Source organism: Leifsonia sp. KNZ13-11D (assembly GCF_056754895.1).
In genome coordinates this window covers 2,171,527-2,186,919 of the sequence record NZ_JBPGWU010000001.1, presented here as the reverse complement: position 1 = coordinate 2,186,919, position 15,393 = coordinate 2,171,527, and the positions used below count along the sequence as shown (strand labels likewise).

The window sequence follows — 15,393 nt, the reverse complement described above, 5'->3', positions numbered from 1 at the left end:
CGGCGCTGGGGTCGCGGCATCGCTCCGCGCTGCCCCTGAGCTCCACCGCGCTATGCCAGAATCGAAGCATGCTTCGTTGGCTCACGGCCGGGGAATCCCACGGCCCCGAACTCATCGCCGTCCTGGAGGGGCTTCCCGCCGGGGTCCCGGTGTCGCTCGACGCCATCCGCGCCGATCTGGCGCGCCGCAAGCTCGGCTATGGCCGCGGAGCCCGCATGAAGTTCGAGCAGGACGCCCTCGACATCTCCGGCGGGGTGCGCCATGGGCTCAGCCTCGGCAGCCCGATCGCCCTGCGCATCGGCAACACCGAGTGGCCCAAGTGGGTGGACGTCATGAGCCCTGAGCCCGTGGACCCCGAGGTGCTGAACTCCGGTCGCGGAGCGGCACTGACGCGTCCCCGTCCCGGCCACGCCGACCTGGTGGGCATGCAGAAGTACGGCTTCGACGAGGCTCGGCCGGTGCTGGAGCGCGCCAGCGCCCGCGAGACCGCCGCGCGCGTCTCGCTCGGCGCCGTCGCCAAGTCGTTCCTCGATGAACTGGGCGTCACCCTCGTCAGCCACACGCTGTCGATCGGGTCGGTGCGCGTCCCCGAGGGCTCGCCGCTGCCGCGTCCCTCGGACGTCGACACCCTCGACGCCGACCCGCTGCGCTGCTTCGACCCGGAGACGTCCGAGCGGATGGTCGCCGAGGTGGACGCCGCCCACAAGGACGGCGACACGCTGGGCGGTGTGGTGGAGGTGCTGGCGTACGGGCTCCCGCCGGGGCTGGGTTCGCACGTGCACTGGGATCGCAAGCTCGACGCGCAGCTCGCCGCCGCTCTGATGGGCATCCAGGCGATCAAGGGCGTCGAGATCGGCGACGGCTTCCTGACCACCACCCGTCGCGGCTCCGAGGCGCACGACGAACTGCTGGCCGACGACGGCACCATCGTCCGCAGCAGCGACAAGGCCGGGGGCACCGAGGGCGGGATGAGCACCGGCGGAGTGCTGCGCGTGCGCGCCGGCATGAAGCCCATCGCGACCGTCCCGCACGCGCTGCGGACGGTGGATGTCGCCACCAGCGAGGCCGCGCCGGCCCATCACCAGCGCTCCGACGTCTGCGCGGTGCCCGCTGCCGGTGTGGTGGCGGAGGCGATGGTGGCACTCGTGCTCGCGAACGCCGTCCTGGAGAAGTTCGGCGGCGACTCGCTCGCCGAGACGTCGCGCAATCTGCAGGGCTACCTGGACGCCATCCCCGCGAACCTCACCACCGAACGCGCCAGTGCTCCCTACGCCTGAGCCCGGCGCCGCCGCCGGCGGATCGCCCGCGACGATCGCGCTCATCGGGCCTCCCGCCGCGGGCAAGTCGCGCGTCGGAAGACGGCTGGCGAAGCTGCTCGGGCTGCCGTTCGTGGACACGGACGCGGTGGTCGTGGCCGAGCACGGCCCGATCTCGGAGATCTTCGCGACGCACGGTGAACCGCACTTCCGGATGCTGGAGCGCGCGGCCGTCGCCGAGGCGCTCAGCCGCCCGGGCGTCGTCTCCCTCGGCGGTGGCGCGGTGCTCGACCCGGCGACGCAGTCCGATCTGGCCGGGGCGCGTGTCGTGCTGCTCACCGTGCGCCCGGAGGCGATCGCCAAGCGGATCACCAACGGCAAGCGGCCGCTGATCACCGACCTCGACTCCTGGAAGCGGCTCGTCGCTTCCCGCAGCGAGCTCTACCGGTCGCTCGCGGACTACACCGCCGACACGTCGTCCCGGCCGATCGACACGATCGTCGAGGAGATCGCCCAGTGGGCGCAGAAGGAAGGACACGCATGACCGACGCCCCCACCGAGATCACCGTCTCCGGAGCGCAGCCGTACCCGGTCGTGGTCGGCCGCGGCCTGCGGTTCGAGCTGGCGGACCACCTCGGCACCGGCGTGAACAAGGTCCTGCTCGTGCACCAGCCGAGCCTGGGGGCCGCGGCGGCGGAACTGCGCGAATCGCTCCTCGGCCGCTACGAGGTGCTCCTGGCCGAGGTGCCGGATGCGGAGGCCGCCAAGCGCGTCGAGGTGGCGTCGTTCCTGTGGCAGATCATGGGGCAGGCCGACTTCACGCGCTCCGACGCCGTGATCGGCTTCGGCGGCGGCGCCGTCACCGACCTGGCCGGATTCGTGGCCGCGACCTGGCTGCGCGGCGTGCGCCTGGTGCAGGTGCCCACCACGCTGCTCGGGATGGCGGATGCGGCGGTCGGCGGCAAGACCGGCATCAACACGGCCGAGGGCAAGAACCTCGTCGGGGCCTTCTACGCGCCGGCCGCGGTGATCTGCGACCTGGACACGCTCACCTCGCTGCCGCGCAACGAGCTGCTGGCCGGATTCGCCGAGGTCGTGAAGTACGGCTTCATCGCCGAGCCCGAGATCCTCGACACGATCGAGGCCGACGTCGCCCGGGCGACCGACCCGGAGACGCCGGAGTTCCGCCGCCTGGTGGAGCTGTCCATCGGCATCAAGGCGCGCGTGGTGGGGGAGGACTTCACCGAGCAGGGGCTGCGGGAGATCCTCAACTACGGCCACACGCTGGGGCATGCGATCGAGCACGCCGAGCGGTACCAATGGCGCCACGGCGCGGCGGTCTCGGTCGGCATGGTGTTCGCCGCGGAGCTCGCCCGGCTGAGCGGACGGCTCAGCGACGAGGTCGTGGACCGGCACCGCCGCATCCTGGAGTCGCTCACGCTCCCCGTCAGCTACCCGCTCGGACGCTGGCAGACGCTGCTCGCGACCATGCAGCGCGACAAGAAGGCGCGGGGCAGTATGCTGCGCTTCATCGTGCTCGACGACGTGGCTCGTCCGACGGTGCTCGCCGGCCCGGACCAGAGCCTGCTGTTCGCCGCATACCAGGAGGTGGGTTCGTGACCGACAAGACCGTGCTGCAGCGGTTCCAGGCCAAGCCGGGCGACACCGTCGCCCTGGTGGTCGCCCAGGACGGCGACCGGGCACTCCTCGGACCGCTCCCGGACCGGGCCACCGAGGCCGCCGTCTCGGAGGCGGCGGTCGTCGCCAGTGTCGTCCGCTCGCGGGAGGAGCTGCTTGCCCGCTACGCCGAGCAGCTGCCGGTGGCAGCATCCGCCCGGGCCGTGTGGGTGGTCTACCCGAAGGGCGGCCGCGCGGACGTGAACCGCGATGTCGTCGCGGGGGAGGCGCGAGCCTACGGCTGGCGCGGCGTCAGCAACATCTCCGTCGACGACACGTGGTCGGCGGTCCGCGTGCGTCCGCTGAAGGACGGGGAGGAGTGATGGCGGACATCCTCGTCCTCAACGGCCCCAACCTCGGCCGGCTGGGCACGCGCGAACCCGACGTCTACGGGTCGGGGACGCTGGACGACCTGCGCGCACTCCTGCAGGACGACGCCGGCGACGACCGGATCGACCTCCGCCAGACCGACGACGAAGCGGAGCTGCTGCGCTGGCTGCACGAGGCCGCGGACTCGCGCGCCCCCGTCATCCTGAACGCCGGCGCCTGGACGCACTACTCGTACGCGCTGCGGGATGCGGTGTCGCTGGTCACCAGGGCCGGCGGCACGGTGGTGGAGGTGCACCTCTCCAACCCGCACGCGCGGGAGGAGTTCCGGCACACCAGCGTCATCACCGCCGTCGCGACGGGTGTGATCGCCGGATTCGGGTTCGAGTCGTACCGGCTGGCGCTGGCGTTCATTCGCCGAAACGCCCGCTGACGTCTAGAATCTCCTGGGACCGCCGCGCGGTCCGCCGTGGGCCGTGACCGCTCCGTCTCCCCGAGACGGGCGCGTGCGGCGTCCACCCGCATCTTCTCATCGAACGAACGGAACATCCCCTTGGCTTCAACCGCTGACATCAAGAACGGCGTCGTCCTCTCGATCGACGGCCAGCTCTGGACCGTGATCGAGTTCCAGCACGTGAAGCCGGGCAAGGGCGGCGCGTTCGTCCGCACCAAGCTGAAGAACGTCACCACCGGCAAGACCGTCGACCGCACCTACAACGCGGGCGCGAAGATCGACATCACCAACGTCGACCGCCGCGACTACCAGTACCTGTACCAGGACGGCGCCGACTTCGTCTTCATGGACACGTCGGACTACGACCAGATCACCATCCCGGGCCCGATCGTCGGCGACTCCGCCAACTTCATGCTCGAGAACCAGAACGTCACCGTTGCGCTGCACGAGGGTCTGCCGCTCTACGTGGAGCTCCCGGCCTCCGTCGTGCTCGAGATCACCTACACGGAGCCCGGCCTCCAGGGCGACCGCTCCACCGGCGGCACCAAGCCGGCGACCGTGGAGACCGGCTACCAGATCCAGGTCCCGCTGTTCCTCGAGACCGGCACGAAGGTCAAGGTCGACACCCGCACGGGCGACTACCTCGGCCGCGTCAACGACTAGATGAGCGCGCGGACCAAGGCACGCAAGCGCGCGCTCGACGTGCTCTACAGCGCCGACCTGCGCGGGATCCCGCTGCGCCAGGCGCTCGCGACCGAGGCCGAGCGTGCGGCGACCCAGCCGGCGCGCGAGGCGTCGTGGCTGTACGCCCGCGACATCCTGGACGGTGTGATCGAGCACCAGGACGAGATCGACGAGCAGATCGAGACGTACGCCCAGGGGTGGACGCTCGCCCGCATGCCCGCCGTCGACCGCGCCATCCTGCGCATCGGCGTCTGGGAGGTGCTGTTCAACGACGAGGTGCCCGACGGCGTCGCCATCTCGGAAGCCGTGGAGGCGGCGACCGTGCTGTCGACCGACGACTCCGCGGGCTTCGTGAACGGGCTCCTGGCCAAGATCGCGCAGACGAGGACTGCGTGACAGGCATGCGCGGTGCGCGCGTGACCGGCCGGATGCGCCGGATCGCCGCGGCGGCCGCGCTGGCTCTCGGCGTGGTGTTCGCCGCAGCGGGGTGCTCGCTGCTCGGCGGCGCCTCGAACGTGCCCGTCGCGACGGACGCGCCTCCGAAGGGCACGGACGGCGCCGTCGACTTCGACGGCGGCTTCATCACGGTCGGCGACGGCCAGAAGAAGGTCGACATCTGGTTCGATGCGATGTGCCCGGTGTGCGGCGCGTTCGAGAAGGCCAACGGTGCCACGCTGGCGAAGGCCGTCGACGACGGGTCGATCACGCTCCGGCTGCACCCGCTGACGTTCCTGGACTCGGCGTCGAACGGAACCGGCTACTCCACCCGGGCGGCCGCGGCGCTGACGTGCGTCGCAGTGTCCGATCGCACGGCTATCCTGCCGTTCTACCAGGCGCTGTTCACCGACCAGCCGGAGGAGAACTCCAGCGGCCTGACGGACAAGGAGCTGGCGTCGCGCGCCTCGAAGGCGGGCGCGAGCGACATCTCCGGCTGCCTGTCGGACAGCGGCCCCTACCAGGCGTGGGCGCAGGGCAACACGGCCAACTCGCAGAAGGGCCCGATCGAGGTCGACGGCAAGAAGGTCCTCGACACGATCACGGGGACGCCCACCGTTCTCGTGAACGGCAAGCAGTACCCCGGCGGCGTGGACGACGCCAAGGCCTTCTCACGCTTCCTCGCCTCCCACTGAGCGCAACGAGGGGTCGCAACACGCCGTTATGGCCAGCCGATAACGGCGTGTTGCGACCCCTCGTCGGCGTCTGCCGGGGAGCGGGCGGGAGGCCTGCTAGGGTGGGAGGCGTTAGGCATCCTTTAACAGCCGTCCTGTGAGGCGGGGAAGGAGGTCGGCATGACGGCGCGTACCGTGCTGCAGCAGGCTGACATCGCCCGGGCGTTGACTCGGATCTCCCACGAGATCCTGGAGTCCAACCGGGGAACCGACGATCTGGTGATCCTGGGGATCCCGACCCGCGGCGTGGTGCTCGCGCGGCGGATCGCCGACACCATCCAGCGCATCGAGCCCTCCGCGGTCGGCTCGCCGGCCGACATCGTGGGCGCACTCGACGTGACGATGTACCGCGACGACCTGTCACGGCATCCCACGCGCACCCCGCAGCCCACCTCGCTCCCGGGACCGATCGACGGCAAGACGGTCGTGCTGGTCGACGACGTGCTGTTCTCGGGCCGCACGATCCGGGCCGCGCTCGACGCGGTCAGCGATATCGGCCGGCCGCGGGCCGTACGTCTCGCGGTCCTGGTGGACCGCGGCCACCGCGAGCTGCCGATCCGCGCCGACTTCGTGGGCAAGAACCTCCCGTCGGCGGCGTCCGAGCGCATCTACGTGCGGCTCGCCGAGGTCGACGGCACCGAGGCCGTCACGATCGAGGAGCCGGGGGCGGACGCATGAGGCACCTGCTCTCGACCCGCGACCTCCCGCGTGAGGACGCCATCCAGCTGCTCGACGTCGCCGAGGACATGGCGGACGTGCAGGATCGCGAGGTCAAGAAGCTGCCGACGCTCCGGGGCAAGACCGTCGTGAACCTCTTCTTCGAGGACTCGACGCGCACCCGCATCTCGTTCGAGGCGGCGGCGAAGCGGCTCTCCGCCGACGTCATCAACTTCTCCGCGAAGGGCTCCAGCGTCTCCAAGGGCGAGAGCCTGAAGGACACGGCCCAGACGCTGCAGGCGATGGGGGCGGATGCGGTGGTGATCCGCCACGGCTCGTCGGGCGCTCCGCAGACGCTCGCGGCGAGCGGCTGGATCGACGCGGGCATCCTCAACGCCGGCGATGGGACGCACGAGCACCCGACCCAGGCGCTGCTGGACGCGTTCACGATGCGCCGCCGCATCCACGGGACGGCCTCCCGCGGCCGCGACCTCGACGGGGTGAGCGTGGCGATCGTCGGCGACATCCTGCACTCGCGGGTGGCGCGGTCCAACGTCTGGCTGCTGCGCACTCTCGGCGCGCACGTCACGCTCGTCGCGCCTCCCACACTGCTGCCGGTGGACGTCTCCGGCTGGCCGGCGGCGGTGGGCTACGACCTGGACGCGGCGATCGCCGCGGGTCCCGACGTCGTGATGATGCTGCGCATCCAGGCCGAGCGGATGAACGCCGCGTTCTTCCCGACCACCCGCGAATACACGCGGCGGTGGGGCCTGGACGAGGAGCGGTTGGCCCGGTTGAAGCCCGATAGCATTGTGATGCACCCGGGACCGATGAACCGCGGGCTGGAGATTTCGGCCGCGGCCGCGGACTCCCCGCGCTCGACGGTCCGGGAGCAGGTCGCGAACGGCGTCTCCGTGCGGATGGCAGCGCTGTACCTGCTGCTGTCGGGTGCCGGTTCCGAGCAGGTACGGCCAGGCGGTGTGAGGTGAGTGTGGACGAGAAGTTCCTGATCCGGGGCGCGACGCTGGCGGACGGTTCGCGGACCGACCTGCTGGTCGAGGGCGGCGTTATCGCCGCGACCGGTACCGGGGTGAGCGCCGCGGGCGCGACGGCCATCGACGCGGACGGGCTGCTCGCGCTGCCGGGCCTGGTCGACCTCCACACGCATCTGCGTGAGCCCGGCTACGAGCAGAGCGAGACGGTCCTGACCGGCACGCGCGCCGCTGCGGCCGGCGGATTCACCGCGGTGTTCGCCATGGCGAACACATCGCCGGTGGCGGACACGGCCGGTGTGGTCGAGCAGGTGCTGAGCCTCGGCGAGGCCGCAGGCTACGCGACCGTCCGGCCGATCGGCGCCGTCACAGTCGGGCTGGCGGGCGAGCGGCTCGCGGAGCTGGGCGCGATGGCGCAGTCCCGCGCCCGTGTCCGGGTGTTCAGCGACGACGGCAACTGCGTCTCCGACCCGCTGCTGATGCGCCGTGCGCTGGAGTACGTCAAGGCGTTCGGCGGCGTCATCGCGCAGCACGCCCAGGAGCCGCGGCTCACCGAGGGCGCGCAGATGAACGAGGGCGCCCTGTCCGGCGAGCTGGGACTGGCGGGCTGGCCGGCGGTCGCCGAGGAGTCGATCATCGCGCGGGATGTGCTCCTCGCCGAGCATGTCGGCTCGCGCCTCCACGTGTGCCACGTCTCCACCGCGGGCAGCGTCGACGTCATCCGCTGGGCGAAGGCCCGCGGCATCGACGTGACCGCCGAGGTCACCCCGCACCACCTCGCGCTCACGGAGGAGCTGGCGACCGGATACGACGCCCGCTACAAGGTCAACCCGCCGCTGCGGAGCCTCGAGGACGTGGAGGCGCTGCGCGCCGGCCTCGCCGACGGAACGATCGACATCGTCGCGACCGACCACGCGCCGCATCCCATCGAGTCGAAGGACTGCGAGTGGGACGCCGCCGCGTTCGGCATGGTCGGGCTGGAGTCGGCGCTGTCGGTCGTGCAGGCCAGCGTGGTCGACAACGGGATGCTCGGCTGGGCCGACATCGCCCGCGTCCTCTCCGCCACCCCGGCCCGGATCGGCCGCCTGGACGGCCACGGCGGTGCGCTTGCGGAGGGCGCCCCGGCGAACCTGTTCCTCTACGACCCGACGGCCTCGCGCACGTTCTCGACCTCCGACCTCGCAGGCAAGGGCGTGAACTCGCCGTACCTCGGGCTCACGCTGCCCGGCCGGGTCGTCGCGACCCTCCACGAGGGCCGCGCGACGGTGCTCGACGGCGCCGTGCGCGACGCCGAGGAGGTGGGCGCCCGTGGATAAACTGCTCCCCACCATCGGCATCCTGGCGGTCGTCGTCATCGTCATCGCACTCGCCGCACTCGGCTGGCGCCGGCGCGTGCGCCGCGACTCCTCGGCGGGCGGCGGGTATTCGATGCCGGGGACCCTGAGCGCTCCTGTCGCCGAGGTGGAGGCGCTGTACGTCGCCACCACGCGCGGCGGCGAGCACCTCGAGCGGCTCGCCCTGCCGGGGCTGTCGTTCCGCGGCAAGGCGACGGTCGCCGTCCGGCCGGAGGGCGTGTCCCTCGCCGTCACCGGCGAACCGGCCGTCTTCGTCCCGGCGTCCGTCCTCACGGGAGTCGGCGCCGCGAGCGTCGCGATCGACCGGGCGGTCGAGCGCGACGGCCTCGTCCGGGTCGGCTGGACCACCAGCGGCGGCACCGCCGCCGACAGCTACTTCCGGGTCGTCGACCCGGCCGGCCGCGCGCAACTGATCGCGGCCGTCGAAGCAATCGTCCCGCGGGCGGATGCCCCGGATGCGGCGGGCCCGTCCCGTCCGAACGACAAGGAGGTGTGACGTGCTCGCAACGGAACCCGCGGTGCTCGTCCTCGAAGACGGAACCCGTTACGTCGGCCGGGCCTACGGCGCGCGAGGGCGCACCCTCGGCGAGGCGGTCTTCGCCACCGGCATGACCGGCTACCAGGAGACGCTGACGGACCCGTCCTACGCCGGCCAGATCGTGCTGCAGACGGCGCCGCACATCGGCAACACCGGCACGAACGACGAGGACATGGAGTCCCGGCAGATCTGGGTGGCGGGCTACGTCGTCCGCGAGCCCAGCCGTGTCGTGTCGAACTTCCGCGCCCAGCGCAGCCTCGACGACGACCTCGTCGCGCAGGGCGTCGTCGGCATCAGCGGGATCGACACCCGTGCGGTGACCCGCCACATCCGCTCGGCGGGCGCCATGCGGTCGGGCATCTTCTCGGGTGAGGACTTCGGGCTGAGCGACGGCGAGCAGCTCGACCTGGTGCTCGCCGGCGCGCCGATGAAGGGCCGCAACCTGTCCGCCGAGGTCTCCACCATCGAGCCGTACACGGTTCCCGCGGTCGGCGAGAAGGTCGGCTCCGTCGCGGTGCTCGACCTGGGCGTGAAGAAGTCCACCCTCGAGAACCTGGCGGCGCGCGGGCTCGACGTGCACGTGCTCCCGCAGCAGGTCAGCGCTCAGGATGTGCTCGGGCTCGGCGTCGACGCGCTGTTCTTCTCGAACGGACCCGGCGACCCGCAGGCCTCCGGCAAGCACGTCGCCCTGCTGCAGGAGACGCTGCGTGCAGGTCTCCCGTACTTCGGCATCTGCTTCGGCAACCAGCTGCTCGGCCGCGCGCTCGGGCTCGACACCTACAAGCTGCCGTTCGGCCACCGCGGGATCAACCAGCCGGTGCTCGACAAGCGCACCGGCCGGGTGGAGATCACCGCGCAGAACCACGGCTTCGCCGTCAGGGCGCCGATCGACGCCTCCTTCGACTCCCCGGCCGGCTTCGGCCGCGTAGAGGTCAGCCACTTCTCGCTCAACGACCAGGTCGTCGAGGGGCTCAACTGCCTCGACCTGAACGCCTTCAGCGTGCAGTACCACCCGGAGGCGGCGGCCGGTCCGCACGACGCCAACTACCTCTTCGACCGCTTCCTCGACATGATCCGCGCGCAGCACGGCGCCGCCGATCCGTCCACCTCGAACAGCCAGGAGAACGTCTGATGCCCAAACGCGACGACATCCAGTCCGTCCTCGTCATCGGCTCCGGACCCATCGTCATCGGCCAGGCGGTCGAGTTCGACTACTCGGGCACGCAGGCCTGCCGGGTGCTGAAGGCGGAGGGTGTGCGCGTCATCCTCGTCAACTCCAACCCGGCGACGATCATGACCGACCCCGACTTCGCCGACGCCACCTACGTCGAGCCGATCACCTGGCAGGTCATCGAGACGATCATCGCCAAGGAGCGCCCCGACGCCATCCTGCCGACCCTGGGCGGCCAGACCGCGCTCAACGCGGCCATGCAGCTGCACGAGCACGGCATCCTCGAGAAGTACGACGTCGAGCTCATCGGCGCGAAGTTCGAGGCCATCCAGAAGGGCGAGGACCGCCAGATCTTCAAGGAGCTCGTCGTGGAGGCGGGCGCCGAGGTCGCGCGCTCGCACATCGCGCACACCGTCGAGGAGGCGCTCGAGTTCGCGGAGGACCTGGGCTACCCGCTCGTCGTCCGTCCGTCGTTCACGATGGGTGGCCTGGGCTCCGGCTTCGCGTACACGCCGGAGGAGCTGCGCCGGATCGCCGGGGACGGCATCCACCAGAGCCCCACCAGCGAGGTGCTGCTGGAGGAGTCCATCCTGGGCTGGAAGGAGTACGAGCTCGAGCTGATGCGCGACACCGCCGACAACACGGTGGTCGTCTGCTCGATCGAGAACGTCGACCCGGTCGGCGTGCACACCGGCGACTCGATCACCGTCGCGCCTGCGCTGACGCTGACCGACCGCGAGTACCAGAAGCTCCGCGACATCGGCATCGACATCATCCGCGCCGTCGGCGTCGACACCGGCGGCTGCAACATCCAGTTCGCGGTGAACCCGGAGAACGGCCGGATCATCGTCATCGAGATGAACCCGCGCGTCTCTCGCTCCTCGGCCCTCGCCTCGAAGGCGACCGGCTTCCCGATCGCGAAGATCGCGGCGAAGCTGGCCATCGGCTACCGGCTGGACGAGATCCCGAACGACATCACGAAGGTGACGCCGGCGAGCTTCGAGCCGACGCTCGACTACATCGTGGTCAAGGTGCCGCGCTTCGCGTTCGAGAAGTTCCCGGCCGCCGACCCGACGCTGACCACCACCATGAAGTCGGTCGGCGAGGCGATGGCGATCGGCCGCAGCTTCAGCTCGGCGCTGCAGAAAGCGCTCCGCTCGCTCGAGAAGCGCGGCTCGTCGTTCCACTGGGGCCCGCCCAGTGCCGACGGGTCCGGGCGCACGGTGGATGAGCTGCTCGCGTCGATCGCGACCCCCACCGATGGCCGCATCGTCGACGTGCAGCAGGCGCTCCGCCTGGGTGCGACGCCCGAGCAGGTGTTCGAGGCGACCAAGATCGACCCGTGGTTCATCGACCAGATCGCGCTGATCAACGAGGTGGCCGACCAGATCCGGGATGCGCCGACACTCGACACCGAGACGCTGCGGTTCGCGAAGGACCACGGCTTCTCCGACGCCCAGATCGGCGAGCTGCGCGGCTTCGGCGAGGCCGACGTGCGGGAGGTGCGCCACATCCTCGGCGTCCGTCCGGTCTACAAGACGGTCGACACCTGCGCGGGTGAGTTCCCGGCGCTCACGCCGTACCACTACTCCAGCTACGACCTGGAGACCGAGGTGGAGCCGAGCGACAAGCGCAAGGTCGTCATCCTGGGCTCGGGCCCGAACCGCATCGGTCAGGGCGTGGAGTTCGACTACTCGTGCGTGCACGCGTCGTTCGCCCTGCACGACGCCGGGTTCGAGACGATCATGATCAACTGCAACCCGGAGACGGTGTCCACCGACTACGACACCAGCGACCGGCTCTACTTCGAGCCGCTGACGCTGGAGGACGTGCTCGAGGTCATCCACGCCGAGTCGCAGTCCGGCGAGCTGGTCGGCGTGGTCGTCCAGCTGGGCGGCCAGACCGCGCTCGGGCTCGCGAAGGGCCTGGAGGCGGCCGGGGTGCCCATCCTCGGCACGACGCCGGAGGCGATCGACCTCGCCGAGGAACGCGGGCTGTTCTCCGGCATCCTGGATGAGGCGGGTCTCGTCGCGCCGCGCAACGGGACCGCCGTCGACTTCCCGAGCGCCGCCCACGTCGCAGAGCAGATCGGCTACCCGGTGCTGGTGCGCCCGAGCTTCGTGCTCGGCGGGCGCGGCATGGAGATCGTCTACGACAGCGCCTCCCTCGCCGACTACTTCGAGCGGGTCGCCGGGCAGGGCATCGTCGGCCCGTCGCATCCGCTGCTGGTGGACCGCTTCCTCGACGACGCCATCGAGATCGACGTCGACGCGCTCTACGACGGCGAGCGGCTCTACATCGGCGGCGTCATGGAGCACATCGAGGAGGCCGGCGTCCACTCCGGCGACTCGTCGTGCACCCTGCCGCCGATCACGCTCGGCCGCCGCGAGATCGACCGGGTGCGCGAGGCGACCCTGAAGATCGCCGAGGGGATCGGCGTGCGCGGCCTCCTCAACGTGCAGTTCGCGATCGGCGCGGGCGTGCTCTACGTGCTGGAGGCCAACCCGCGCGCCTCCCGGACCGTGCCGTTCGTGTCGAAGGCGCTCGGCATCCCGCTCGCCAAGGCCGCGTCGCGGATCATGGTCGGCGAGACGGTCGAGGGCCTGATCGCCGAGGGGCTGCTGCCCGAGCAGGACGGCTCGCGCATCCCGATGGACTCGCCGGTCGCCGTGAAGGAGGCCGTGCTGCCGTTCAAGCGGTTCCGCACCAAGGAGGGCACGGTCGTCGACTCGGTGCTCGGCCCGGAGATGCGCTCCACCGGCGAGGTGATGGGCATCGACAAGGACTTCCCGACCGCGTTCGCGAAGAGCCAGTCGGCGGCCTACGGCGGCATGCCGCTGGGCGGCACCGCGTTCGTCTCGGTCTCCGACCGCGACAAGCGTGCCGTCGTCCTCCCGGTCCTCCGCCTGCACCAGCTCGGCTTCGAGATCGTGGCGACCGAGGGCACCGCCGAGGTGCTCAACCGCAACGGCATCGCGGCGCGCGTCGTGCGCAAGCACAGCGAGGCGCAGGAGAGCGGCGGCGACTCGATCGTCGACATGATCAACCGCGCCGAGGTGGATGTGGTGATCAACACCCCGAGCGGACGGTCGGCGCGTGCCGACGGCTACGAGATCCGCGCGGCAGCCGTCGCCGCGGACAAGCCGCTGTTCACGACGATCGCGGAGTTGAGCGCGGCCGTGGCGTCGCTGGACGCCATCCGCGAGGGCTTCGACGTGAAGTCGCTGCAGGTGTACGCGCAGGAGAGGGCCGCCCGCGTATGACGCCGGCGTTCGGCGACCGGCTCGCGCGCGCCTTCGCCGAGCGCGGGCGGCTGTGCGTCGGCATCGACCCGCACGCGCACCTGCTCGAGGAGTGGGGGCTGCCGGCATCGGCCGACGGCCTCCGCTCGTTCGGCCTGACGGTGGTCGAGGCCGCCGCTGGCCGGGCGGGCATCGTCAAGCCGCAGGTCGCGTTCTTCGAGCGCTTCGGGGCGGCGGGCTACGCGGCCCTGGAAGAGGTGCTCGCCGCCGCCCGTGAGGCCGGGCTGCTGGTGATCGCGGACGTCAAGCGCGGCGACATCGGCACCAGCGTCACGGCGTACGCCGAGGCCTGGCTGACGCCCGGCTCACCGCTGGAGTCCGACGCGATGACGGTCGCCGCCTACCAGGGCGTCGGCTCGCTGGCGGACGCTATGGCGCTCGGCGCGGCCGCAGGCAAGGGCCTGTTCGTGCTCGCCGCGACCTCGAATCCCGAAGCCGTGGCCGTGCAGCAGGCGATCGTTCAGAGCGGGCCGCGGACGGGCCTGTCCGTCGCTCGTGCGATCATCGAAGACGTGCATTCGTTCAATCAGGAGCAGGACGCGCGTGCCGCGTACGGATCGGCCGGGCTGGTGCTCGGCGCGACCGTCGAGCTCGCCGACTACGGGATCGATGTGGCGACGGCGGGGGAGCGCACCCCCGCGCTGCCTGTGCTCGCGCCGGGCTTCGGCCACCAGGGCGCCCGTGTGGAGGACGTGTCGCGACTGTTCGGCTCCCTCGCGTCCGGCGTGATCGTCAGCGAGTCCCGTGGGCTGCTCTCCGCGGGTCCTTCTGCGCTCGCGGACGCGATCGGGCGCCGCGCCGAGGAGGTGCGCGCCAGCCATGGCTGAGACCTCGAGCCGCCCCGCACCGCCCGAGGTCGACCGCCAGGCCGCGTCGCAGGCCGCCGTCGCCGCGCGCCGTGCCCGCGCCGCCGTGAAGGCGTCCATCGCCTCCCGCGAGCTGTCGCCGCTCACGGTGCTCGACCGCGCGACCGCCGACCCGGACGGGGTCGAGGGCCGCCTGCGGGTCACGGAGTTCCTGCTCAGCGTGCCGGCGATCGGCACCACCAAGATGCAGGAGGCGCTCGACCGGCTGGCCATCTCGCCCGCCAAACGCCTGGGCGGCCTCGGGCGGCACCAGCGGCTGCGGCTCCGCCAGTTCCTGATCGAGCGGGAGAACCGCGCCGGCCGCCAGCGCAACCGCCTGGTCGTGCTCGCCGGCCCGACCGCGGTCGGCAAGGGGACGGTCTCGTCGTACATCCGCGAGCACTACCCGGACGTGCTGCTCTCCGTATCCGCGACGACCCGCCGACCGCGCCCCGGCGAGGTGGACGGCGTCAACTACTACTTCGTCGACGACGCCGAGTTCGACCGGATGATCGTCGAGGGCGAGCTGCTCGAGCACGCGACCGTGCACAACGCCTTCCGCTACGGCACGCCGCGCGCGCCGATCGAGACGGCGCTGGCCGCAGGGCGGAGCGTCCTGCTCGAGATCGACCTGCAGGGCGCCCGCCAGGTGCGCGCCTCCATGCCGGAGGCACGGCTGATCTTCCTGCTCCCGCCGACGTGGGAGGAGCTGGTGCGGCGGCTGATCGGCCGCGGCACCGAGGACACCGCGGAGCAGCAGCGCCGGCTGGAGACCGCCAAGGTCGAGCTGGCCGCCCAGGACGAGTTCGACTACAAGGTGGTCAACCACGACGTCGCAGAGGCGGCCCGCGAGGTCGTAGACTTGATGAAGGTCCGCGCGGCGCCGTCGCGTCCGTGAGCCGTCATTGCGACGTCGTGCCGACGACGCGCCCACCGTCCCCGGTCGCCTGACGCGGCCGTCGATCG

Annotated in this window: 16 protein-coding genes; all 16 read left to right on the top strand. The window is 71.4% G+C overall.

What is annotated here, in order from left to right; all coding sequences use genetic code 11:
- Nucleotides 1-68 precede the first annotated feature (68 nt).
- A complete protein-coding gene (gene aroC / locus ACR9Y5_RS10910; protein WP_481297973.1) occupies nt 69-1,277 on the top strand; it encodes a chorismate synthase in 1,209 nt (402 codons plus the stop codon).
- Nucleotides 1,261-1,800 carry a shikimate kinase gene (locus tag ACR9Y5_RS10905; RefSeq protein ID WP_481297972.1) on the top strand — a complete coding sequence of 180 codons (540 nt, stop codon included), beginning with the start codon at nt 1,261-1,263 and terminating at the stop codon, nt 1,798-1,800. The genes aroC and ACR9Y5_RS10905 overlap by 17 nt, the downstream gene beginning before the upstream one ends.
- On the top strand, nt 1,797-2,876 hold the full coding sequence (gene aroB / locus ACR9Y5_RS10900) for a 3-dehydroquinate synthase (RefSeq protein WP_481297971.1): 1,080 nt from the start codon (nt 1,797-1,799) through the stop codon (nt 2,874-2,876). Before ACR9Y5_RS10905 ends, aroB begins: the two co-directional genes overlap by 4 nt.
- Nucleotides 2,873-3,256, top strand: coding sequence for a hypothetical protein (locus ACR9Y5_RS10895; protein ID WP_481297970.1), 384 nt, complete (start codon nt 2,873-2,875; stop codon nt 3,254-3,256). The genes aroB and ACR9Y5_RS10895 overlap by 4 nt, the downstream gene beginning before the upstream one ends.
- Nucleotides 3,256-3,693: a type II 3-dehydroquinate dehydratase gene (locus ACR9Y5_RS10890; RefSeq protein WP_481297969.1), complete on the top strand. Its 438-nt coding sequence runs from the start codon at nt 3,256-3,258 to the stop codon at nt 3,691-3,693. The genes ACR9Y5_RS10895 and ACR9Y5_RS10890 overlap by 1 nt, the downstream gene beginning before the upstream one ends.
- 120 nt (nt 3,694-3,813) lie before the next feature.
- Nucleotides 3,814-4,377: an elongation factor P gene (efp, locus tag ACR9Y5_RS10885; RefSeq protein WP_310129585.1), complete on the top strand. Its 564-nt coding sequence runs from the start codon at nt 3,814-3,816 to the stop codon at nt 4,375-4,377.
- Nucleotides 4,378-4,794, top strand: coding sequence for a transcription antitermination factor NusB (gene nusB / locus ACR9Y5_RS10880; protein WP_310129583.1), 417 nt, complete (start codon nt 4,378-4,380; stop codon nt 4,792-4,794). It begins immediately after the preceding gene.
- A 5-nt stretch (nt 4,795-4,799) separates the two neighbouring features.
- Nucleotides 4,800-5,528: a DsbA family protein gene (locus ACR9Y5_RS10875; protein ID WP_481299559.1), complete on the top strand. Its 729-nt coding sequence runs from the start codon at nt 4,800-4,802 to the stop codon at nt 5,526-5,528.
- A gap of 159 nt (nt 5,529-5,687) precedes the next feature.
- On the top strand, nt 5,688-6,245 hold the full coding sequence (pyrR, locus tag ACR9Y5_RS10870; protein ID WP_481297968.1) for a bifunctional pyr operon transcriptional regulator/uracil phosphoribosyltransferase PyrR: 558 nt from the start codon (nt 5,688-5,690) through the stop codon (nt 6,243-6,245).
- Nucleotides 6,242-7,213, top strand: a complete 972-nt coding sequence (locus ACR9Y5_RS10865; protein WP_481297967.1) for an aspartate carbamoyltransferase catalytic subunit — start codon at nt 6,242-6,244, stop codon at nt 7,211-7,213. The genes pyrR and ACR9Y5_RS10865 overlap by 4 nt, the downstream gene beginning before the upstream one ends.
- 2 nt (nt 7,214-7,215) lie before the next feature.
- A complete protein-coding gene (locus ACR9Y5_RS10860; protein ID WP_481299558.1) occupies nt 7,216-8,532 on the top strand; it encodes a dihydroorotase in 1,317 nt (438 codons plus the stop codon).
- A complete protein-coding gene (locus ACR9Y5_RS10855) occupies nt 8,525-9,067 on the top strand; it encodes a PH-like domain-containing protein (protein ID WP_481297966.1) in 543 nt (180 codons plus the stop codon). The genes ACR9Y5_RS10860 and ACR9Y5_RS10855 overlap by 8 nt, the downstream gene beginning before the upstream one ends.
- Nucleotides 9,027-10,241 carry a glutamine-hydrolyzing carbamoyl-phosphate synthase small subunit gene (carA, locus tag ACR9Y5_RS10850; RefSeq protein ID WP_481297965.1) on the top strand — a complete coding sequence of 405 codons (1,215 nt, stop codon included), beginning with the start codon at nt 9,027-9,029 and terminating at the stop codon, nt 10,239-10,241. The genes ACR9Y5_RS10855 and carA overlap by 41 nt, the downstream gene beginning before the upstream one ends.
- Nucleotides 10,241-13,543, top strand: a complete 3,303-nt coding sequence (gene carB, locus ACR9Y5_RS10845) for a carbamoyl-phosphate synthase large subunit (RefSeq protein ID WP_481297964.1) — start codon at nt 10,241-10,243, stop codon at nt 13,541-13,543. Before carA ends, carB begins: the two co-directional genes overlap by 1 nt.
- Nucleotides 13,540-14,409 carry an orotidine-5'-phosphate decarboxylase gene (gene pyrF / locus ACR9Y5_RS10840; protein WP_481297963.1) on the top strand — a complete coding sequence of 290 codons (870 nt, stop codon included), beginning with the start codon at nt 13,540-13,542 and terminating at the stop codon, nt 14,407-14,409. Before carB ends, pyrF begins: the two co-directional genes overlap by 4 nt.
- A complete protein-coding gene (gene gmk, locus ACR9Y5_RS10835) occupies nt 14,402-15,325 on the top strand; it encodes a guanylate kinase (RefSeq protein ID WP_481297962.1) in 924 nt (307 codons plus the stop codon). The genes pyrF and gmk overlap by 8 nt, the downstream gene beginning before the upstream one ends.
- Nucleotides 15,326-15,393 lie beyond the last annotated feature (68 nt).